At 52.9% G+C, this 17,904-nt stretch carries 15 protein-coding genes; 8 read left to right on the plus strand and 7 right to left on the minus strand.

Going from position 1 to position 17,904, the window contains the following annotated elements; translation table 11 throughout:
- Positions 1–335 precede the first annotated feature (335 nt).
- Positions 336–1,727, minus strand: coding sequence for a NarK family nitrate/nitrite MFS transporter (locus tag PMPD1_RS16390; protein ID WP_173635050.1), 1,392 nt, complete (start codon positions 1,725–1,727; stop codon positions 336–338).
- Positions 1,728–2,088: 361 nt separating this feature from the next.
- On the opposite strand from PMPD1_RS16390, the gene narX reads away from it, so the two are divergent.
- Together narX and narL are read left to right on the plus strand one after the other, a co-directional pair.
- Positions 2,089–3,849, plus strand: a complete 1,761-nt coding sequence (narX, locus tag PMPD1_RS16395; RefSeq protein ID WP_173635051.1) for a nitrate/nitrite two-component system sensor histidine kinase NarX — start codon at positions 2,089–2,091, stop codon at positions 3,847–3,849.
- Positions 3,842–4,507, plus strand: coding sequence for a two-component system response regulator NarL (gene narL / locus PMPD1_RS16400; protein ID WP_173635052.1), 666 nt, complete (start codon positions 3,842–3,844; stop codon positions 4,505–4,507). Before narX ends, narL begins: the two co-directional genes overlap by 8 nt.
- Positions 4,508–4,572: 65 nt before the next feature.
- On the opposite strand, the gene ansP is transcribed toward narL, so the two are convergent.
- On the minus strand, positions 4,573–6,066 hold the full coding sequence (ansP, locus tag PMPD1_RS16405; protein ID WP_173635053.1) for an L-asparagine permease: 1,494 nt from the start codon (positions 6,064–6,066) through the stop codon (positions 4,573–4,575).
- Positions 6,067–6,459: 393 nt separating this feature from the next.
- Positions 6,460–6,735: a YdgH/BhsA/McbA-like domain containing protein gene (locus tag PMPD1_RS16410; RefSeq protein WP_173635054.1), complete on the minus strand. Its 276-nt coding sequence runs from the start codon at positions 6,733–6,735 to the stop codon at positions 6,460–6,462.
- 332 nt (positions 6,736–7,067) lie between these two features.
- Between PMPD1_RS16410 and PMPD1_RS16415 the strand changes: the two genes are divergently transcribed.
- The 3 genes from PMPD1_RS16415 (at position 7,068) to acrD (ending at position 12,023) form a co-directional block, all read left to right on the plus strand.
- Complete coding sequence (locus PMPD1_RS16415) at positions 7,068–8,003, plus strand: type IV pili methyl-accepting chemotaxis transducer N-terminal domain-containing protein (protein ID WP_173635055.1); 936 nt, start codon at positions 7,068–7,070, stop codon at positions 8,001–8,003.
- Positions 8,004–8,049: 46 nt separating this feature from the next.
- Positions 8,050–8,682: a response regulator gene (locus PMPD1_RS16420; protein WP_173635056.1), complete on the plus strand. Its 633-nt coding sequence runs from the start codon at positions 8,050–8,052 to the stop codon at positions 8,680–8,682.
- Positions 8,683–8,906: 224 nt separating this feature from the next.
- Positions 8,907–12,023 carry a multidrug efflux RND transporter permease AcrD gene (gene acrD, locus PMPD1_RS16425; protein WP_173635057.1) on the plus strand — a complete coding sequence of 1,039 codons (3,117 nt, stop codon included), beginning with the start codon at positions 8,907–8,909 and terminating at the stop codon, positions 12,021–12,023.
- A 106-nt stretch (positions 12,024–12,129) separates the two neighbouring features.
- Here the strand turns inward: acrD and ypfM are convergent, their stop codons facing one another.
- Complete coding sequence (ypfM, locus tag PMPD1_RS16430) at positions 12,130–12,189, minus strand: protein YpfM (protein WP_173636259.1); 60 nt, start codon at positions 12,187–12,189, stop codon at positions 12,130–12,132.
- Between the two features lie 212 nt (positions 12,190–12,401).
- Between ypfM and PMPD1_RS16435 the strand changes: the two genes are divergently transcribed.
- From PMPD1_RS16435 to PMPD1_RS16445, 3 genes are read left to right on the plus strand one after another with little or no spacing between them, the layout of a single operon-like run.
- Complete coding sequence (locus PMPD1_RS16435) at positions 12,402–12,782, plus strand: ArsC family reductase (RefSeq protein WP_173635058.1); 381 nt, start codon at positions 12,402–12,404, stop codon at positions 12,780–12,782.
- 1 nt (position 12,783) lies between these two features.
- Positions 12,784–13,911 carry a succinyl-diaminopimelate desuccinylase gene (gene dapE / locus PMPD1_RS16440; RefSeq protein WP_173635059.1) on the plus strand — a complete coding sequence of 376 codons (1,128 nt, stop codon included), beginning with the start codon at positions 12,784–12,786 and terminating at the stop codon, positions 13,909–13,911.
- Positions 13,912–13,933: 22 nt separating this feature from the next.
- Positions 13,934–14,119 (plus strand): YpfN family protein, encoded by a 186-nt coding sequence (locus tag PMPD1_RS16445; RefSeq protein ID WP_173635060.1) that lies wholly within the window; start codon positions 13,934–13,936, stop codon positions 14,117–14,119.
- 74 nt (positions 14,120–14,193) lie between these two features.
- On the opposite strand, the gene PMPD1_RS16450 is transcribed toward PMPD1_RS16445, so the two are convergent.
- From PMPD1_RS16450 to purC, 3 genes are all read right to left on the minus strand, one after another.
- Positions 14,194–16,188, minus strand: a complete 1,995-nt coding sequence (locus PMPD1_RS16450; protein WP_173635061.1) for a tRNA(Met) cytidine acetyltransferase TmcA — start codon at positions 16,186–16,188, stop codon at positions 14,194–14,196.
- A 3-nt stretch (positions 16,189–16,191) separates the two neighbouring features.
- A complete protein-coding gene (ypfJ, locus tag PMPD1_RS16455) occupies positions 16,192–17,049 on the minus strand; it encodes a KPN_02809 family neutral zinc metallopeptidase (RefSeq protein WP_173635062.1) in 858 nt (285 codons plus the stop codon).
- A 68-nt stretch (positions 17,050–17,117) separates the two neighbouring features.
- Entirely contained in the window at positions 17,118–17,843 is a 726-nt protein-coding gene (purC, locus tag PMPD1_RS16460) for a phosphoribosylaminoimidazolesuccinocarboxamide synthase (protein WP_173635063.1), read from the minus strand.
- Positions 17,844–17,904: the final 61 nt, after the last annotated feature.

Raw genomic sequence — 17,904 nt, forward strand, 5'->3', positions numbered from 1 at the left:
TGACATTGCTCAATCTGTGGTCAAGCCTACTGAGCGCTACCCTGGCGCAACTTGATTGCGATCAAGGGAAGGCCGCTCACCACCCCCACGCCAGCGGCCTTATACCACCAAAGGGTTAGTAAATTAAAATCACCTAAATTACTGATATATAACAATAAAAAAGAACACAATGCGGTTAGGTTGTGAGGGAATTATCAGGCTAAATATTTGGTGGTAGAGGCGGCGGTTTACGCCGTATTGCCAGGCAAAATGGCGCGAGGACGGTTACGAATAACAACGGTGGATAAGTGGAGAGTACGAAATACCCCCTTCCGATCGGGAAGGGGGGAGGATAATCAGGCTTTTTTACGTCCGTAAACCAACCATGTGATCACTACACAAAGGATATAGAACGCGAGGAACACCTTCATCGCCCCGGCTGGGGAACCGGTCATTGATAACGACATACCGAATGTCTGCGGGATAAAGAAACCGCCCAACGCGCCAATCGCGGAGATAAAACCGAGCGCCGCCGAGGTTTCGGTAACCGCTTCATGTTGCGCTCTCTCTTCACTGCCGCCTTCCGCGCTAACCCTTTCAAGCGTCAGTTTGCGGAAGATAACCGCAATCATCTGGAAGGTCGACCCACTCCCCAGACCGGCGTTAATAAACAGCACCATAAACACGGCGTAGAACGCAATGAACGAGCCTTCGGTACTTTCACCCGGCAAGGTCAAAAACAGCAACGCGGTAAAAATCGCCATCACCACGAAGTTAATCAGCGTCACACGTATACCACCAAAACGGTCGGACAGCATTCCGCCCACCGAACGCGCCAGCCCGCCAAGGAAGGGGCCAAAGAAGGCATAGTGCAAGATCACCACTGCCGGGAACTGGGTTTTCGATAGCATGGCAAACCCGGCCGAGAAACCGATAAACGAGCCGAAGGTGGCGAGATAGAGCACTGCCATAATCCACAGATGTAAACGCTTCAGTACCGGTAACTGCTCGCGCAGCGAAGATTTCGCCGCCGCCAGATCGTTCATACCAAACCAGGCGGCAAAGGTGGCGATAATCAGGAAAGGAACCCACAGCCATGCCGCATTTTGCAGCCAAATGACCTCGCCGCTACCGATGTCTTGCGAAGTGCCGTTGAAGGCGCCGAAAATGGCGCAGGAAATCGCTAATGGCGCAAAGAACTGCATCACGCTGACGCCAAGATTGCCTAAGCCGCCATTAATACCCAGCGCCCCGCCCTGCTTCGCTTTCGGGAAGAAAAAACTGATATTCCCCATGCTGGAGGCGAAATTCGCCCCGGCGAAACCACAGAGTAACGCGATAATAATAAAGGTCGAAAAGGTGGTACTGGTATCCTGCACCGCAAAACCCAGCCACAGGCAAGGGATTAACAAAATCCCGGTGCTGAATGCCGTCCAACGACGACCGCCAAAAACCGGAATCACGAACGAGTAAGGCACACGCAGCAGCGCGCCGGAAACCGACGGTAAAGCAGTGAGTAAAAAGAGTTGATCGGTGGTGAAATTAAAGCCAACTTTGTTAAGGTTTACTGCCACGGCGCTAAACAGCATCCAGACACAGAAAGCGAGTAACAAACAGTAGACCGAAATCCATAAATTACGGCTGGCAATGCGCTTACCGCGTTGCTGCCAGAACTCGGCGTTCTCGGGCTGCCAGTCTTGAATGACCGCTCCCGATTTTTTTGGTGATAACATACCTGATTGCGACATAAGCATCCCGCTGGTTGAGTAGTAAATAATTTCCTCACCCTAGGGGGCCGCCTGCCTGGCTAAGTTGACGTAAATCAACGCTGGTGCAGGTAATTACGCCATGAAAAATGGCTCACAGCCAAAATGAGTAGCCAAGGAATTTTCACAAAAACTTTGTTAATCAAACAATTAAATATACCTCTTTTGCGTTATACTGATATTCTGCCGGTAGGTAGAAAAAAGTAGTTACCCCTTTATAGGTATGGGGTTATGGGCCGGGATAATGAAAAAATAGTGCGCTCAGCACGGTTTATCGGCACGCATTTTCGTTCGCTATCCGTTCTTTCCCCCTTATCTGCCCTAAATTGAGAGTCAACGCCGCATGAAAAGATTGCTGGCTCCGCTTTCCATCGTGAACCAGGTCGCCCTGCTGATGTTACTGCTTGGCGTACTGGGTGTCGGTGGCATGAGCATTTCGGCCTGGATGTCACAAGGCATTCAGGGGAATGCGCACGCCATTAATAAAGCCGGCTCCCTCAGAATGCAGAGTTACCGTTTGCTGGCGCAAGTTCCGCTCGCCGCCAACAGTGAGCTACTGCTACAGGGCTTAGATAAAGATGAAAACAGCCAGGATCTGCAACATACCGTCACCCAGGAGGGATTAAACGCGGAATATCAGGCGCTACGCGGCTACTGGCAACAAGTACTGCAACCACGGCTGCGTGAAGCGCAACGCCCGGCGGATGCCGCGCCACAGGTTGCGCACTTTGTTGAACTGTTGGATAAACTGGTTTCCGATATTGACCATCAAACCGAACGCCGCCTGTTGATGGTGACGTTGGTTCAGGGCATCTTTATCACCCTGATGCTGGTGCTGCTGGTTGGCACCGTCATTTATTTACGTCGTCGGCTCTTGCAGCCATGGCGCCAACTGGTGGCGATGGCCGCCGCGGTTGGTCATGGGGATTTCAGCCGCCGCTTTACTGGCCGCCAGCATCGCGATGAGATGACGTCGCTGGGCGAAGCGTTGAATACGATGGCGAATGAGCTCTCCACTATGTATGGCGAGCTGGAGCAACGCGTACTCAGTAAGACCGCCGATTTACAACAAAAAAACCTGGTGCTGGATTTTTTGTACCGCACCAGCCGTAGCCTGCATACCAACGAACCGCTCTCCAGTCGGCTAGAAGCATTGTTAAGCGAGTTAGAACGCATCGTACCGTTTTGCGCGGTGCAAATGCGGCTGTACGAAAACAACAATCAGGCCTCTTTTGTTCAGCTTAGTAGCCCGGCAAGCAAGCGCGATAACTGCTGGTCCGGCGCGTTGACGCCGCTGCACTGCCCATTAAAAGATAAACTGGGGCGTTATGGCGTGCTGATTGCGCAGCCGCTGGAAAATGTCCCGCTCAGCGCCGATCATCGTCAATTGCTGAATACACTCGCCGAGCAGCTAACCAGCGTGCTGGCGATTGAACGTCAGGTCGATCAGCAACAACGGCTTATTTTGATGGAGGAACGCGCAACCATTGCCCGCGAACTGCATGACTCTATCGCGCAGTCGCTCTCTTGCCTGAAAATTCAGGCCAGTTGTCTACAAATGCAGGGCGAAGAATTACCGCCTGCCAGCCGCAACCTGGTCGATCAAATGCGCGAAGAGCTTAATGTTGCCTACCGCCAACTGCGTGAATTGTTGACCACTTTTCGTCTGCGCCTCACCGAGCCCGGGCTGTTAGCCGCTTTGCAATCTACGGTGAAAGAATTTAACCAGCGGCTTGGGCTTGAGATCGCGCTGGACTATCAGCCGGGGCCTTATTCGCTGCCGCCTCATCAGGCGATTCATGTGTTACAAATCGCCCGCGAAGCGCTGAACAATATTCACAAACATGCCAATGCCAGCGAGGTGCGTATCCAGGTGATTGCGCGCGAGGGAGAAGTGGCGCTGAGCATTTGCGATAACGGACGTGGGCTACCCGCTACTGCCGAACGGCCTGACCATCACGGGCTGATTATTATGCGTGACCGTGCCCGATCTTTGCATGGCCGCTGTGACATTTTGCCCCGCGACGGCGGCGGCACCGAAGTTCGGGTGATATTCCGCCCTGATATTTCCGCAACAGACCACCCGGAGCATCCCGATGAGTGAAGAAGAAGCCGCTACGATCCTATTAATTGACGATCATCCCATGCTACGCAATGGCGTTAAGCAGCTTATTAGTATGGATGCCCGGTTACAGGTGGTTGCCGAAGCCAGTAACGGGGAACAAGGCGTACAGCTGGCCGAGCAGCACGATCCCGATTTGATTTTGCTCGATCTCAATATGCCGGGCATTAATGGTCTGGAAACGTTGGACAGATTACGTATGACCGATCTTTCCGGGCGCGTGGTGGTATTTAGCGTTTCGAACCACGAGGATGATGTAGTGAGCGCGTTAAAACGCGGAGCGGATGGTTATCTGTTGAAAGATATGGAACCCGAAGATCTGCTCAAATCGTTGCATCAGGCGGCGGCAGGGCAAATGGTGCTCAGTGAAGCACTGACGCCGATACTGGTTTCCAGCCTGCGGGAAAGTCGCCCAAGCGCCGATCGCGATATTCAGCAGTTAACGCGGCGTGAACGCGATATTCTGAAGCTTATCGCCCTTGGTCTGCCCAATAAACTGATTGCGCGTCGGCTGTCGATCACTGAAAGCACGGTGAAAGTGCATGTAAAGCATCTGCTGAAAAAACTGAAGTTAAAATCACGGGTTGAGGCGGCAGTCTGGGTATTACAAGGTGAGTTAAAAAAATGGGATGACGGTTAAACCGCCATCCCACTCAGGTGACTTTGTATTACTCTTCCCGCACCGCATAGCAGAAAGCGCGGTAATTAGTCAGGCAAATCCTCCGCCAATTGATTTTTTTGCCCCGCTCCCACTGGCTCATGTTCGGTTTGCGCCACGGCATGTACACGTTTTCGCACACCGAACCATCCGAGAACCAACAGCACCGCTAACAGCGGGATTGAAGCGATGGTAAAGGTGCCGTTCGGATAGTCGAACGCCATTAATACCAGCACGCTAAGCAGGAACAGCAGCGTTAGCCAGGAAGTAAACGGTGCGCCAGGCAGTTTAAAGCTGACATCTTCCGCCTTGCCCTCTTTAATCGCTTTCCGTAAGCGCATCTGGCATACGACGATAAATCCCCAGGAAGAGATAATACCCAGCGAGGCAATGTTCAACACAATCTCAAACACCTGTGAAGGAACATAGTAATTCAGCACGACTCCCACCACGTAGACCGCGATGGTGACCAAAATCCCGGCATAGGGAACCTGCTGCTGGTTCATCTTCGACATAAACTTCGGTGCCGAACCGCCCATCGACATCGAACGTAAAATGCGCCCGGTAGAATAGAGGCCGGAATTAAGGCTGGAAAGCGCAGCGCTTAATACCACAATGTTCATGATACTGCCGATGTAAGGCACGCCCAGCTTGGTGAAAAAGGTGACAAACGGGCTCTGCCCTGCCTGATAAGCATTCCACGGCAATAACAGCACCAGCAACACCACGGATCCAACATAAAACAACCCAATACGCCAAATGACGCTATTGATTGCTTTAGGCAGCATGGTTTTCGGGTCTTTACACTCGCCCGCCGCAGTACCCACCAATTCAATTGAGGCAAAGGCGAATACCACACCCTGCACTAATATCAACGCCGCCATCAGGCCATGCGGGAAAATACCGCCATTATCGCTCACCAGATGAAAGCCGGTGGCATTGCCGTCTAACGGTTTACCGGTACCCAGAAACACCACACCGACAATCAGGAAAATGGCGATAGCCAGCACTTTGACCAGCGCAAACCAAAACTCCATTTCCGCAAACCACTTCACACCAATCATGTTCATGGTGCCGACGATTGCCAGCGCCCCAAGCGCAAACACCCATTGCGGCACATCGCCAAACGCGCCCCAATAATGCATATACAGCGCGACGGCGGTGATGTCGACAATCCCGGTCATCGCCCAGTTGACGAAATACATCCAGCCCGCCACATAAGAGGCTTTTTCACCGAGAAACTCACGGGCATACGAGACAAAACTGCCGCTCGAAGGGCGATGCAAAACCAGCTCACCCAAGGCGCGTAAAATAAAGAAAGAGAAGATACCGCAGACCAGATAAACCAACGCCAGCGCAGGCCCAGCCGCCTGCAACCGCGCACCGGCGCCGAGGAATAAACCGGTACCAATCGCACCGCCAATCGCGATCATCTGTACCTGTCGGTTCCCCATCGCTTTGTGGTAACCGGTGTCATGTGAGTTTAACCAACGTCTTCTGGCAGCACGCTGCTGCTGCTCCGTTTTCTTTGTTGCTTTCATATCTATCCTATCTGTCCTGTCCAATAAGGAAGCATTGATTTACCGCATCCTCTCTTTGAAAAGAACAACCAAATATTTTCATTAAGTTATTCATTTCAGAGGAAAACGTACTCACTCGCTGTTAATTATAGTGTGACCAGAGTGGTAAAATTACGGCGTTGAATCCTACCCGTTCTCAATCAACGAAGCAAAATTTCACCCGCCGGTTTCGGCGTTGATTTGTAATTTTGTGGTACGCAACAAATAATAGTCGGAAGAAAATACTTCCGCCGGGCTGAGATGTGACGGAATAAGACAAGCAGCGGGAAATAAAAAACCGGCCGCAAGAAATGCGGCCGGTATAGTCTATGCCGTGGCAGGCAAACTAAAGGCTACAGGGGAATAGAGAGAACGTTAACGATAAATCTCGGCGCTACCACTCCATAAACTGGAGTCGCCCGGATTTTCTACGCCGATAACACGATAATGGGTTGCGCCCATTTCGTCGGCTTTGCGCGCTAAGTGACGGGTTGCGTCATCAATCGAGCCACGCACGCCCGAGACAGAAACATCACCGATCGGGTTTAGGTTTTGTGCTTGCTGTGCATCGACTTCGGTTGCCGCCATAGCGGTGAAGGAAGAGAGCGCGAATAAGGCAACGGCGGCGACGGCAGGTAATTTAATTTTCATTTTGGTGTTCCTCAGGTCGATAATTATTAGTTACGTAGTTAATTATTACCCTATTAATGAAAACCTGTGTGACTACTGCGTAAAACCATTAAAGTTTTGTGAAGGGAATGCTGTTCTCTCCTGGGAAAGGTCAATAGGCGTTACTTTCTGTTCAATCGGTAAATTGATATGTCTTTCTGCGGCAAGATTTTTCCTCATTAAGCGTCAATAACCCGGTGTAGATCAGAGAAATGTTAAATAGCGCGCGGATAGAGGCGGCCTGCGGCGCCAGGCACTACAGTTTACCCGGTGGTCGCAGTACAATTTTCTCCCTTTTTCTGTGGAAGCTTCGCGTGATAGTTAAACGTTCCGTGACCGGTAGCATCGCTCGCGCGTTGGCGGGAATGGTGATTTTGTCCCTGATAGGTACTGGCCTGGCGTTAGTGACCTTGCTGAGTAGCCAGCGTGACGCAGAAGCAATAAATATTGCCGGTTCATTACGTATGCAGAGTTACCGTCTCGCCTGGGATCGCGCCACGCACTCACGGGATCTACCAACCGACCTGCAACATTATCAGCAATCGCTGGATGAACCGGCGCTAAGCGCCTTAGAGCATTTTTACGTCCCGGCGCAGGTCACCGCTCGCTACCGCCAATTAAAAACAGAGTGGCCCGGCCTACGGAGCGAGCTACTGGATACCAACGCCGCCAATTACCCTCAGCAAGTGCGAAGTTATGTCGATACGCTTGAGCGCTTTGTGCTTGAGCTGCAGCGCTACGCTGAATTAAAAATGCATTTAGTGGTGGCGAGCAGTTTGGTGGGGTTTATCGCCATCATTACGCTTGCCGGCTGGACGATTCGCCAAACACGGCGGCAGATCGTTATGCCACTTAACAAACTGGCGACCGCGAGCGGCTATCTCCAGCACGGTAATTTTCATTATCCGGCGCTGGACACCGCCTTACCAAACGAACTTGGCGTTCTGGCCAGCGCTTTTCAGCGCATGGCGCAAAAGCTACAACAACATACTCTTTTGCTCGAACAGCATGCACAGCAACAGCAGCACCAGTTAATACTAATGGAGGAGCGCGCGGCGATTGCCGAGGAGTTACATGACGCCCTGGCGCAAGCGCTCTCTTTTTTAGGTATTCAGCTCACGTTGCTCAAGCGTCGTATCGGCGATCGCGATCCGAAGGCTGAGGCAATTATTGCAGATTTAGAGCATGCGCTAGATGCCTCCTGGCATCAGCTACGCGAACTGCTTGCCACTTTTCGCTCCACGCATTAGCACCAACGTTTAGCCACTATTACCCAATCTGGCAGGAGAAAAATCGATGGAGAACCCCCACTTTACCGTCATCGTAGTTGATGACCACCCCCTGATGCGCCGCGGCATTCGCCAATTGCTGGCGTTAGACGCTCGCTTTGAAGTGGTTGCCGAAGCCAGCAACGGTAGCGAGGCGTTGGTCGAAGTTCAGCGCCTGATGCCGGATTTAATTTTGCTCGATCTGAATATGAAAGGGATATCCGGCCTCGATACGCTTAAAGCGCTACGCGACGATCAGGTAACCTCCCGTGTTTTGGTGCTCACCGTTTCTGACGCACGCAATGATATTTATGCCATGGTGGATGCCGGCGCCGATGGGTATTTACTCAAAGACAGCGAACCCGAGCAATTACTGGCGCAAATTATCGAAGGAGCGCAGGGGCAGAATGTGTTTAGTGAAATCGTCAGTGATTATCTGGCGGGCCGTACTCAGCGCGCCGATCCCTTCAGCACGTTGACCGATCGTGAACGGGATGTTCTGCAGGAGGTCGCACGCGGGCTATCCAATAAGGGGATTGCCGCCGTTCTGTCTATTTCAGAAGAAACCGTCAAAGTGCATATCCGCAACTTACTGCGTAAACTGGACGTGCGTTCGCGCGTGGCGGCAACCGTACTTTGGCTTGAGAATAAACACACCTAATTGGTCGGCAGCCCGTCAGCCCGATGTTTAGGGACGATAATTTACATTTTCTCCTCAATTTCTCCACGATTCCTTTAACCCGGACGCGTAAAGTGATGTCTTGCCGGAGCGGCCTGAAACGATTAAAAACTTCGCCCGGTCAGGATGGTTGCTTTTCGCCGCAGGAGTGAGCTGGCGAACTTTTCCATTACTTTGACGAAACGCTGCTGAGGAGTGCCGATTCGATGGCGAACTTTTTTATCGACCGCCCCATTTTTGCCTGGGTGCTGGCGATCTTACTGTGTCTAACCGGCACGCTGGCCATCCTTTCATTACCGGTGGAACAATACCCCGATATCGCACCGCCGAATGTGCGCATTACTGCAAACTATCCGGGCGCCTCGGCTGAAACGCTAGAAAACACCGTCACGCAGGTGATTGAGCAAAGCATGACCGGCATCGATAATCTGATGTATATGGCCTCGCAGAGCAGCAACACCGGGCAGGCAACCATCACGCTGAGCTTTACGGCAGGCACCAATCCCGATGAAGCACGTCAACAGGTGCAAAACCAGTTACAGTCTGCATTGCGTAAGTTACCGCAAACCGTACAACAGCAGGGCGTGGTGGTTACCAAAACCGGCGATACCAACATTCTGATGGTGGCCTTCGTCTCCACCGACGGCAGTATGGATAAGCAGGACATCGCCGATTATGTCGCCAGTAATATTCAAGATCCGATCAGCCGCGTAAGTGGCGTCGGCGAAGTGGATGCCTATGGTTCGCAGTATGCAATGCGTATCTGGCTCGATCCGAATAAACTGATCAACTATTCACTTACCACCCAAGATGTGGTGAATGCGATTGAATCGCAAAACAGCCAAGTAGCCGTCGGCCAGGTGGGTGGGTTACCCGCCGTTGACCACCAAGCGCTGAACGCCACGGTGAATTCACAATCGCTACTACAAACCCCGGCACAATTTAAAGCCATCACCTTACGTACTAATCAGGACGGTTCAGTCGTCACATTGGGCGACGTAGCGGATGTGGGGCTCGGCGCAGAAAAGTATGATTTCCTTAGCCGCTATAACGGTCAGGCGGCTTCCGGTCTCGGTATTAAGCTAGCCTCCGGCGCCAACGAACTGGATACCGATAAGCTGGTACGCGCTCGCATTGCCGAGTTAGCCCCCTTCTTCCCTCACGGGCTGAAAGCGGAAATCGCTTACGAAACCACGCCGTTTGTCACCGCCTCCATCAAAGACGTGGTTAAAACGCTGCTGGAAGCGATCTTACTCGTCTTCCTGGTGATGTACCTGTTTCTGCAAAACTTCCGCGCGACCTTAATTCCTACCATCGCGGTACCGGTAGTGTTACTTGGCACCTTCGCCGTGCTGTATGCCTGCCATTTCAGTATCAACACGCTCACTATGTTCGCGATGGTGTTAGCGATTGGTCTATTAGTAGATGATGCCATCGTGGTGGTGGAAAACGTCGAACGTATCATGAGCGAGGAAGGGCTCTCGCCGCGCGATGCGACGCGAAAATCGATGGGGCAGATTCAGGGCGCGCTGGTCGGGATCGCGCTGGTGCTCTCGGCAGTATTTATTCCAATGGCATTTTTCGGCGGTACCGTCGGCGCTATTTATCGCCAATTCTCGATTACCATCGTCGCCGCGATGGTGCTGTCGGTATTGGTGGCGATGATTTTGACCCCGGCGTTATGCGCCACCTTGCTGAAGCCGATTCCCCAGGGGCATCATCATGGGCGGCGTGGCTTTTTCGGCTGGTTTAACCGTAATTTTAACAAAAATGCCGAACGCTATGAGCACGGCGTGGCTAAAATCCTACGCACCGGCGGGCGCTGGTTAGTGCTCTATTTGGGTATTATCGGCATTATGGCGTTCCTGTTTCTCCATTTGCCCACCTCCTTCTTACCGTTGGAAGACCGCGGTGTTTTCACCACCGAAGTGCGTTTGCCGTCTGGCGCAACGCTGCAGCAGACCTCAAAAGTGGTGGAAAAAGTAGAAAGCTACTATTTGACTAAAGAGAAAGACAACGTGTTGTCGGTCTTCTCTACCATCGGGGCTGGCCCCGGCGGCAACGGGCAAAACGTCGCGCGTATGTTTGTACGGTTAAAGAATTGGGAAGACCGTCCGGGTTCAGACCGGAGTTCTTTCGCCATTATTGAACGCGCCACTAAAGCGTTTAAAAAAATCAATGAAGCGCGAGTCATCGCCAGTAGCCCACCAGCCATTACCGGCTTAGGTAACTCAGCCGGTTTCGATATGGAACTGCAAGATCACGCCGGAATCGGGCACGTTAAACTGATGGAGATGCGCGATCGGTTACTGGAAATGGCTGAGAATAATCCGCAGCTTTCCCGCGTGCGCCACAACGGGCTCGACGATAGCCCACAATTGCGCATCGATATTGATCAACGTAAAGCACAAGCGTTGGGCGTGTCGCTGGATGATATTAACGACACGCTACAGACCGGTTGGGGTTCTACCTACGTTAACGATTTTCTTGACCGTGGCCGGGTGAAAAAAGTGTATGTCCAGGCAGCGGCGCAATATCGCATGCTACCGGGGGACGTTAACGACTGGTACGTTCGCAATAGCAACGGCAGTATGGTGCCATTTAGCGCCTTCGCTAAAACCGGCTGGGAAACCGGCTCGCCACGGCTTGAACGCTACAACGGCTACTCCTCACTGGAAATTGTCGGCGAAGCAGCCCAAGGTGTGAGTACCGGTACCGCAATGGATGTGATGGAAAAACTGGTGAGCCAGTTACCGTTAGGCGTTGGGCTGCAATGGACCGGCGCGTCTTATCAGGAGCGGTTGTCCGGCGCGCAAGCACCGGCACTTTACGCCATCTCGTTGTTGGTGGTTTTCCTTTGCCTGGCCGCACTGTATGAGAGCTGGTCAATTCCATTCTCGGTGATGTTGGTAGTACCGCTCGGTGTCATTGGCGCGTTGGTTGCTACCTGGGCGCGTGGTTTAGAGAACGACGTCTACTTCCAGGTTGGCTTGCTGACGGTGATCGGGCTTTCAGCGAAAAATGCGATATTAATCGTTGAATTTGCCAATGAGATGAATACTGCCGGGCGTGAATTGGTAGAGGCAACGCTCGAAGCCGCGCGGCAACGTCTGCGTCCAATCTTGATGACCTCGCTGGCGTTTATTTTCGGCGTGTTGCCGATGGCAACCAGCAGTGGCGCAGGTTCCGGTAGCCAGCATGCGGTGGGAACCGGGGTAATGGGGGGAATGATTTCCGCCACTATTCTGGCTATTTTCTTCGTACCGCTATTCTTTGTGCTGGTTAGAAGACGTTTCCCGCTGAAAGAGAAACATCGCAATTAAGTCTCCCGATTTGAGCGGACCAATAATTAAGGCAGCTATAGTAGCTGCCTTAGTTTTTATTTTTAGCTGGTGAAGTTTGTGTTTGCCACGCTTCCCGAACGAGATATTACTTACGTAACATCGCGTCAATAAAGTCTTTCCAGTTACCTAACTCAACGTCGATCATGGTACCCTCTCTTATTATTGCGGTTGATTTTACCGCTATTTTTTCGGCAAGTGAACAGGGTTATACCCCTCGTTGTTATCGGCGCGGCGTATCAAAACTGTACATATTTAATAAATTGCGTACTGACGCACATTTCAGCAATATTGGTTACTTTGGTGATTAATTAAACCTCAATGGCAAACAACCATTTTATCAAATAAGGGAAATAGCCCATGTCAGACACCCATCAAAACACGCTCACCCTATTTGGCATCAAAAATTGCGATACGATAAAAAAGGCGCGGCGCTATCTGGAAAGCCAGGGTATCGAATACCGCTTTCATGACTATCGGGCTGATGGCCTTGATGACACCTTATTACAGCGCTTTATTGACCAACTCGGCTATGAAACGTTGCTGAATACCCGCGGTACCACGTGGCGAAAACTGCCGGAGGCTGAACGGCTAGCGGTGGATAACGTTGACGCGGCAAAAAAAGTCATGCTGGCGCAGCCTGCCATCATTAAACGCCCATTGCTGCTAGCCGCGGATGGATCTATGCTGCCGGGTTTCAGCGAAACTACTTATCAGCAGTTTATCCAGGAGAAGTCATAATATGTTTTGTCCGGTCATTGAGCTGACGCAGCAGCTTATTCGTCGCCCCTCCCTCAGCCCCGATGATGCCGGATGCCAGGCGTTAATGATTGAACGCCTAAAAGCCATTGGCTTTACCGTTGAACCGATGAATTTCGATGACACGCAAAATTTCTGGGCGTGGCGCGGTCAGGGCGAAACGTTGGCGTTTGCCGGGCATACCGATGTGGTGCCAACCGGCGATGCCAGCCGTTGGATCAACCCACCGTTTGAGCCTGCAATTCGCGACGGTATGCTGTTTGGCCGCGGCGCGGCAGATATGAAAGGCTCGCTGGCGGCGATGGTGGTTGCCGCCGAGCGCTTTGTCGCCGCCCACCCAAACCATCGTGGACGGCTGGCATTTCTGATCACCTCTGATGAAGAGGCCAGCGCGGCGAATGGGACGGTAAAAGTGGTAGAGGCGCTGATGGCGCGTAACGAACGCCTCGACTACTGCCTGGTTGGCGAACCGTCCAGTACTGAAGTGGTTGGCGATGTGGTGAAAAATGGTCGCCGTGGTTCGATCACCGCTAACCTCACCGTACACGGCGTACAAGGGCATGTCGCCTATCCACACTTGGCCGATAACCCGGTACACCGTGCTCTGCCCGCGCTGCAAGAGTTGGTCGCCACCGAGTGGGATGGCGGTAATGCGTTTTTCCCACCAACCAGCATGCAAATCGCGAATATCCAGGCGGGAACCGGCAGTAATAACGTCATCCCCGGCGAACTGTACGTTCAGTTCAATTTCCGTTTCAGCACCGAACTCACCGATGCCATGATTAAACAGCGTGTTGAAGCGCTGCTAGAACAGCACCAGTTGCGTTATACGCTGGAGTGGAAGCTATCGGGCCAGCCGTTTCTGACGTCACGCGGCAAACTGGTGGATGCGGTCGTCAACGCCGTTGAGCACTATAATGAAATCAAGCCCGAACTGTTAACCACCGGCGGCACCTCTGACGGGCGGTTTATTGCGCGGATGGGTGCCCAGGTGGTGGAATTAGGTCCGGTCAATGCGACCATTCATAAGATCAATGAGTGTGTGAAAGCCGCCGATTTACAATTGCTAAGCCGAATGTATCAACGGATTATGGAACAACTTATCGCTTAATGTACCGACGGGAGACAGCATCATGGAGTGGTTAAAAGAGTATTGGTGGATCCTGGTTATCGTGCTGATGGTAGGCGTGCTGATGAATGTCTACAAGGATCTCAAGCGTATCGATCATAAGAAGTATATGGATAACAAACCGGAGTTGCCGCCGCATCGCGATTTTAACGATAAATGGGACGATGACGACGACTGGCCGAAAAAGTAACCGTGACTTTTCGTTCGCCTCTCTCAGCGCAAAAACCGCGGAGAGAGGCGGTTAATCAGAGTAAGACGGTGGATTTATTGCAACGATGCGAGCCGTTGACGGGCCTGTTCCGCGCGCTTTTTATCTAACATTAACAGCGCCTCTGCCGTCTCCTGACGCCAGCGCATTTGTAATGCTTTACGCCCTGAAAGCATCAATTGTGCGGCGATGACGTTCACCGGTTGACGCTCTGTAATCGCCAGCCTCAATGCCGGAAGCGGTTGCTCACTTACCGCCAACATTCTAGCCAGCGCCGCCAAGCTCGCTTCAAAGGGACGGAACGCAAAGGCGAACCCGCTCAGTTCCTGCCAGTCATCATCATTAAACCTCTGCTCTGAGGTGGGCTCCAGCGGCAAGGGCAAAGGCAACCAATGCTGTAACCAATAGAGATCGCGTGCCAGGCGGTGCGCCGCCAGCCCGGCTAAACGCTCGCCCGCCGCGCTCAGCGGCAGCAACGCCATTGCGGTATAGCAACCACTGCTGGCCTCACGCTGCGTCCCCATTCGCACCAGCGTAAACCCACAGGCGCGCCAGAACTGCCATAACTCCCCGGTAAAGCCGAAACTCACCGAGAGAAAATCAATCCCCTCTGCGGCTTGACGCGCTGTTGCGACCAAATTTTTTCCAATACCCTGACGCCGTTTATCAGCGCTAATCGCAATACGGCTCAGGCGACGTGAGCGAAGCGTTGCCGCCTCTGGAAACCCACCGTGCGCCGCCAAAGATTGCGCCACTAAATTCCCGCGCGGACGACGACGTCCGGCCCATACCGCTTCGGCCAGCGACGGCGATAATTCGCCTTCATCCACCAGCCACAACGCGCCGCAAACCTGCTGCGGCCCGCTTTGCGCGGCGATAAAATGCATGCCCGGCGCATCCATCATCCGCCTGAGATCCAAAGGAGAAGTACGATAGTGGGCACTCGCCAGCAATTGATATAAGGCAGTTAATCGTTGCGGTTGGGTTTGCCACTCTTGCTGCTCCACGGGAATAAAGCTCACCCGACCAGCGGAAGCCTGATGCGGTGGTTCGGCAAAAATCAGGCTGCGATCAACTACCGTTTCGAGCGGGTCAGCGCTTGCCCACCGTAACGGCTGATCAAGCTGATAAAAACGCACGGCGGAAAGCGATGCGCAAAATTTCAGTAAAAAACCGCGCCCGGTCCCTTCATAGCCCTGCACGGTGGTGGTCAATAACACCCGAGGAAAACGCTGCACCATACGCTGGAGCAACGGGGCCGGAATGGCGGCAGCTTCATCAACTAATAGCCAATCAACCGCCGCGTTCGGCGGCTGCGCCAGTAATGCATCCGGGGCGATAAACTGAAAGGCCTCGCCGGCAAAGCGCGCCAGAACATCGGTTGCGGTTTTTGCCGGTGCGGTCACCCAACAGGTTCCCGGCCAATGCGCGGCCAGCATTCCCGCCAGCGCCGATTTGCCGCGCCCGCGTGGCGCGGTTAAAACCGAGATGCCGGGCGCTGCGGTTAACAACGCCTGCAAAATGGCTTGTTGTTGCTGTTCCGCCTCCGATCGCCAGAGCGGGAAATTCGCCAGCGAGGGCAGTGCCAGCGCCTCTCCCTGACGATGAATGGCGACCTGCCGATCTTGCTGCAGGTGTCGCTGTAAGTGACGAATAAAATGCGGAGTAATAATCGGCGTATCGCATTCGCTCCAGCGTAACGAATCGCTATCTGGCTGCTGTGACCAACCGGACCACTCCGGTACTAACAACATCAGCCAGCTACCGGCGGTTAACGTCCCGGCCAGCGCAGCAAATGCCTCGGCATGGAAACCGCTACGCGCATCGAATATTGCATGGCGAAACTCGCGTCCCAATAGCGTACGTAGCGCTCCCGGTTGGCAATGTAGCGCGCCTTCCGGCGATTCGCCTACCCACAACCAGTCGCCGGGCAGCGTGGCACGATAATCCATTACTTGCTGATAGCACCAAGCGGGCTCACCGCTGATGACCAGTAGACAACGCACGCCTTTGCGCTGCATCTCGGCGGTAATACGCTCTAACACCGCCATGGCTTAACGACCGGCGAAAGTATCACACTGCCCTGGATCGCCTGCGTCAAACCCGCGTTTGAACCAGGTATAGCGTTGTTGTGATGTGCCGTGCGTAAAGCTATCCGGCACCACGCGCCCCTGGCTTTGCTGTTGCAGACGATCATCGCCGATCGCCTCAGCGGCATTCAGCGCTTCTTGAAGATCGCCCGCTTCGAGGATGTTCTGCTGCTGCATGTAATGCCCCCAAACTCCGGCGAAGCAATCTGCCTGTAGCTCCATTTTAACCGACAGTCGGTTCACTTCCGTTTGCGAGGCATGTTGTTGCATTTGGCGAACTTTCGGCTCAATACCGAGCAACTTCTGCACGTGATGACCGACTTCATGAGCGATAACATAGCCCTGAGCGAAGTCGCCATCTGCGCCCAGTTTGTTTTTCATTTCGTCATAGAAAGAGAGATCGATGTACACCGTTTGGTCAGCCGGACAGTAAAATGGCCCCATCACCGATTGACCCGTGCCGCACCCGGTACGCGTCGCACCGCGATACATCACCAGTTTTGGCGCGACCCACGTTTTCCCCATCCGTTGGAATAACGTCTGCCAGGTATCTTCGGTGGTCGCAAGAATAACCGAGGTAAATTTAGCCGCCTCATCGTCTTGTGGGCTGACATGCCGTGGCGAAGCTTGCTGACTAACCGGCTCACCGCCGGTTAATAACGGCGTCAGGTCATAACCGTAATAACCAGCAACCACCACCACAATTAACAGAATGATGCCGCCTTTACCGCGCGGAATGCGCATCCGCCCGCCGCCCATGGTCGGCGACTGATCACGACGATCTTCAACATTGTCGCTTTCGCGACGTCCTTGCCAACGCATATCTACTCCTGTGATTAGCTTTCATCGATCAGGAAGATTTTAGTCGGCCTGCGGGCGAATAACCAGAATTACCGGGAAACCGGCTCAAGGTTCACGCCCAAACGATGCGCCACCTCTTCATAAGCCTCGATCACGCCGCCTAAGCTCTGGCGGAAGCGGTCTTTATCCATTTTATTGAGGGTTTCTTTATCCCACAGACGGGCACCATCCGGCGAGAACTCATCGCCTAACACCACTTCACCGTGGAACAGGCCAAACTCCAACTTAAAATCGACCAAAATTAATCCGGCATCGGCAAACAGTTTGCTCAACACGTCATTGGCTTTATAAGTTAGCTCACGCATCCGCGCCAGATTCTCTTTACTTACCCAGCCAAAGGTTTCGCAATAAGATTCGTTGACCATCGGATCGTGTTTGGCATCATCTTTTAAAAACAGATCGAATAACGGCGGATTAAGAACGATACCCTCTTCCACGCCAAGGCGTTTCACCAGCGAACCAGCGGCACGGTTACGGATTACGCACTCAACCGGTACCATCTCCAGCTTCTTCACCAGCGCTTCGTTGTCGGAGAGCAAAGCTTCCATCTGCGTGGGAATCCCCGCTTCCTGCAATTTGGTCATAATGAAGTGGTTAAACTTATTGTTGACCATCCCTTTACGGTCAAACTGCTCAATCCGGGCTCCGTCCCCTGCTGACGTATCATTGCGGAACTCGAGCACCAGCAAATCCGGATTTTCGGTGCTGTAGACGGTTTTCGCTTTGCCGCGATACAACTCAGCTTGCTTTTGCATCTTGTTAACTCCAAATATTACCAGCTATTTTTGCCACAACACGAACGGTACGGCGACAGCG

Source organism: Paramixta manurensis, assembly GCF_013285385.1.
Lineage (GTDB): Bacteria > Pseudomonadota > Gammaproteobacteria > Enterobacterales > Enterobacteriaceae > Paramixta > Paramixta manurensis.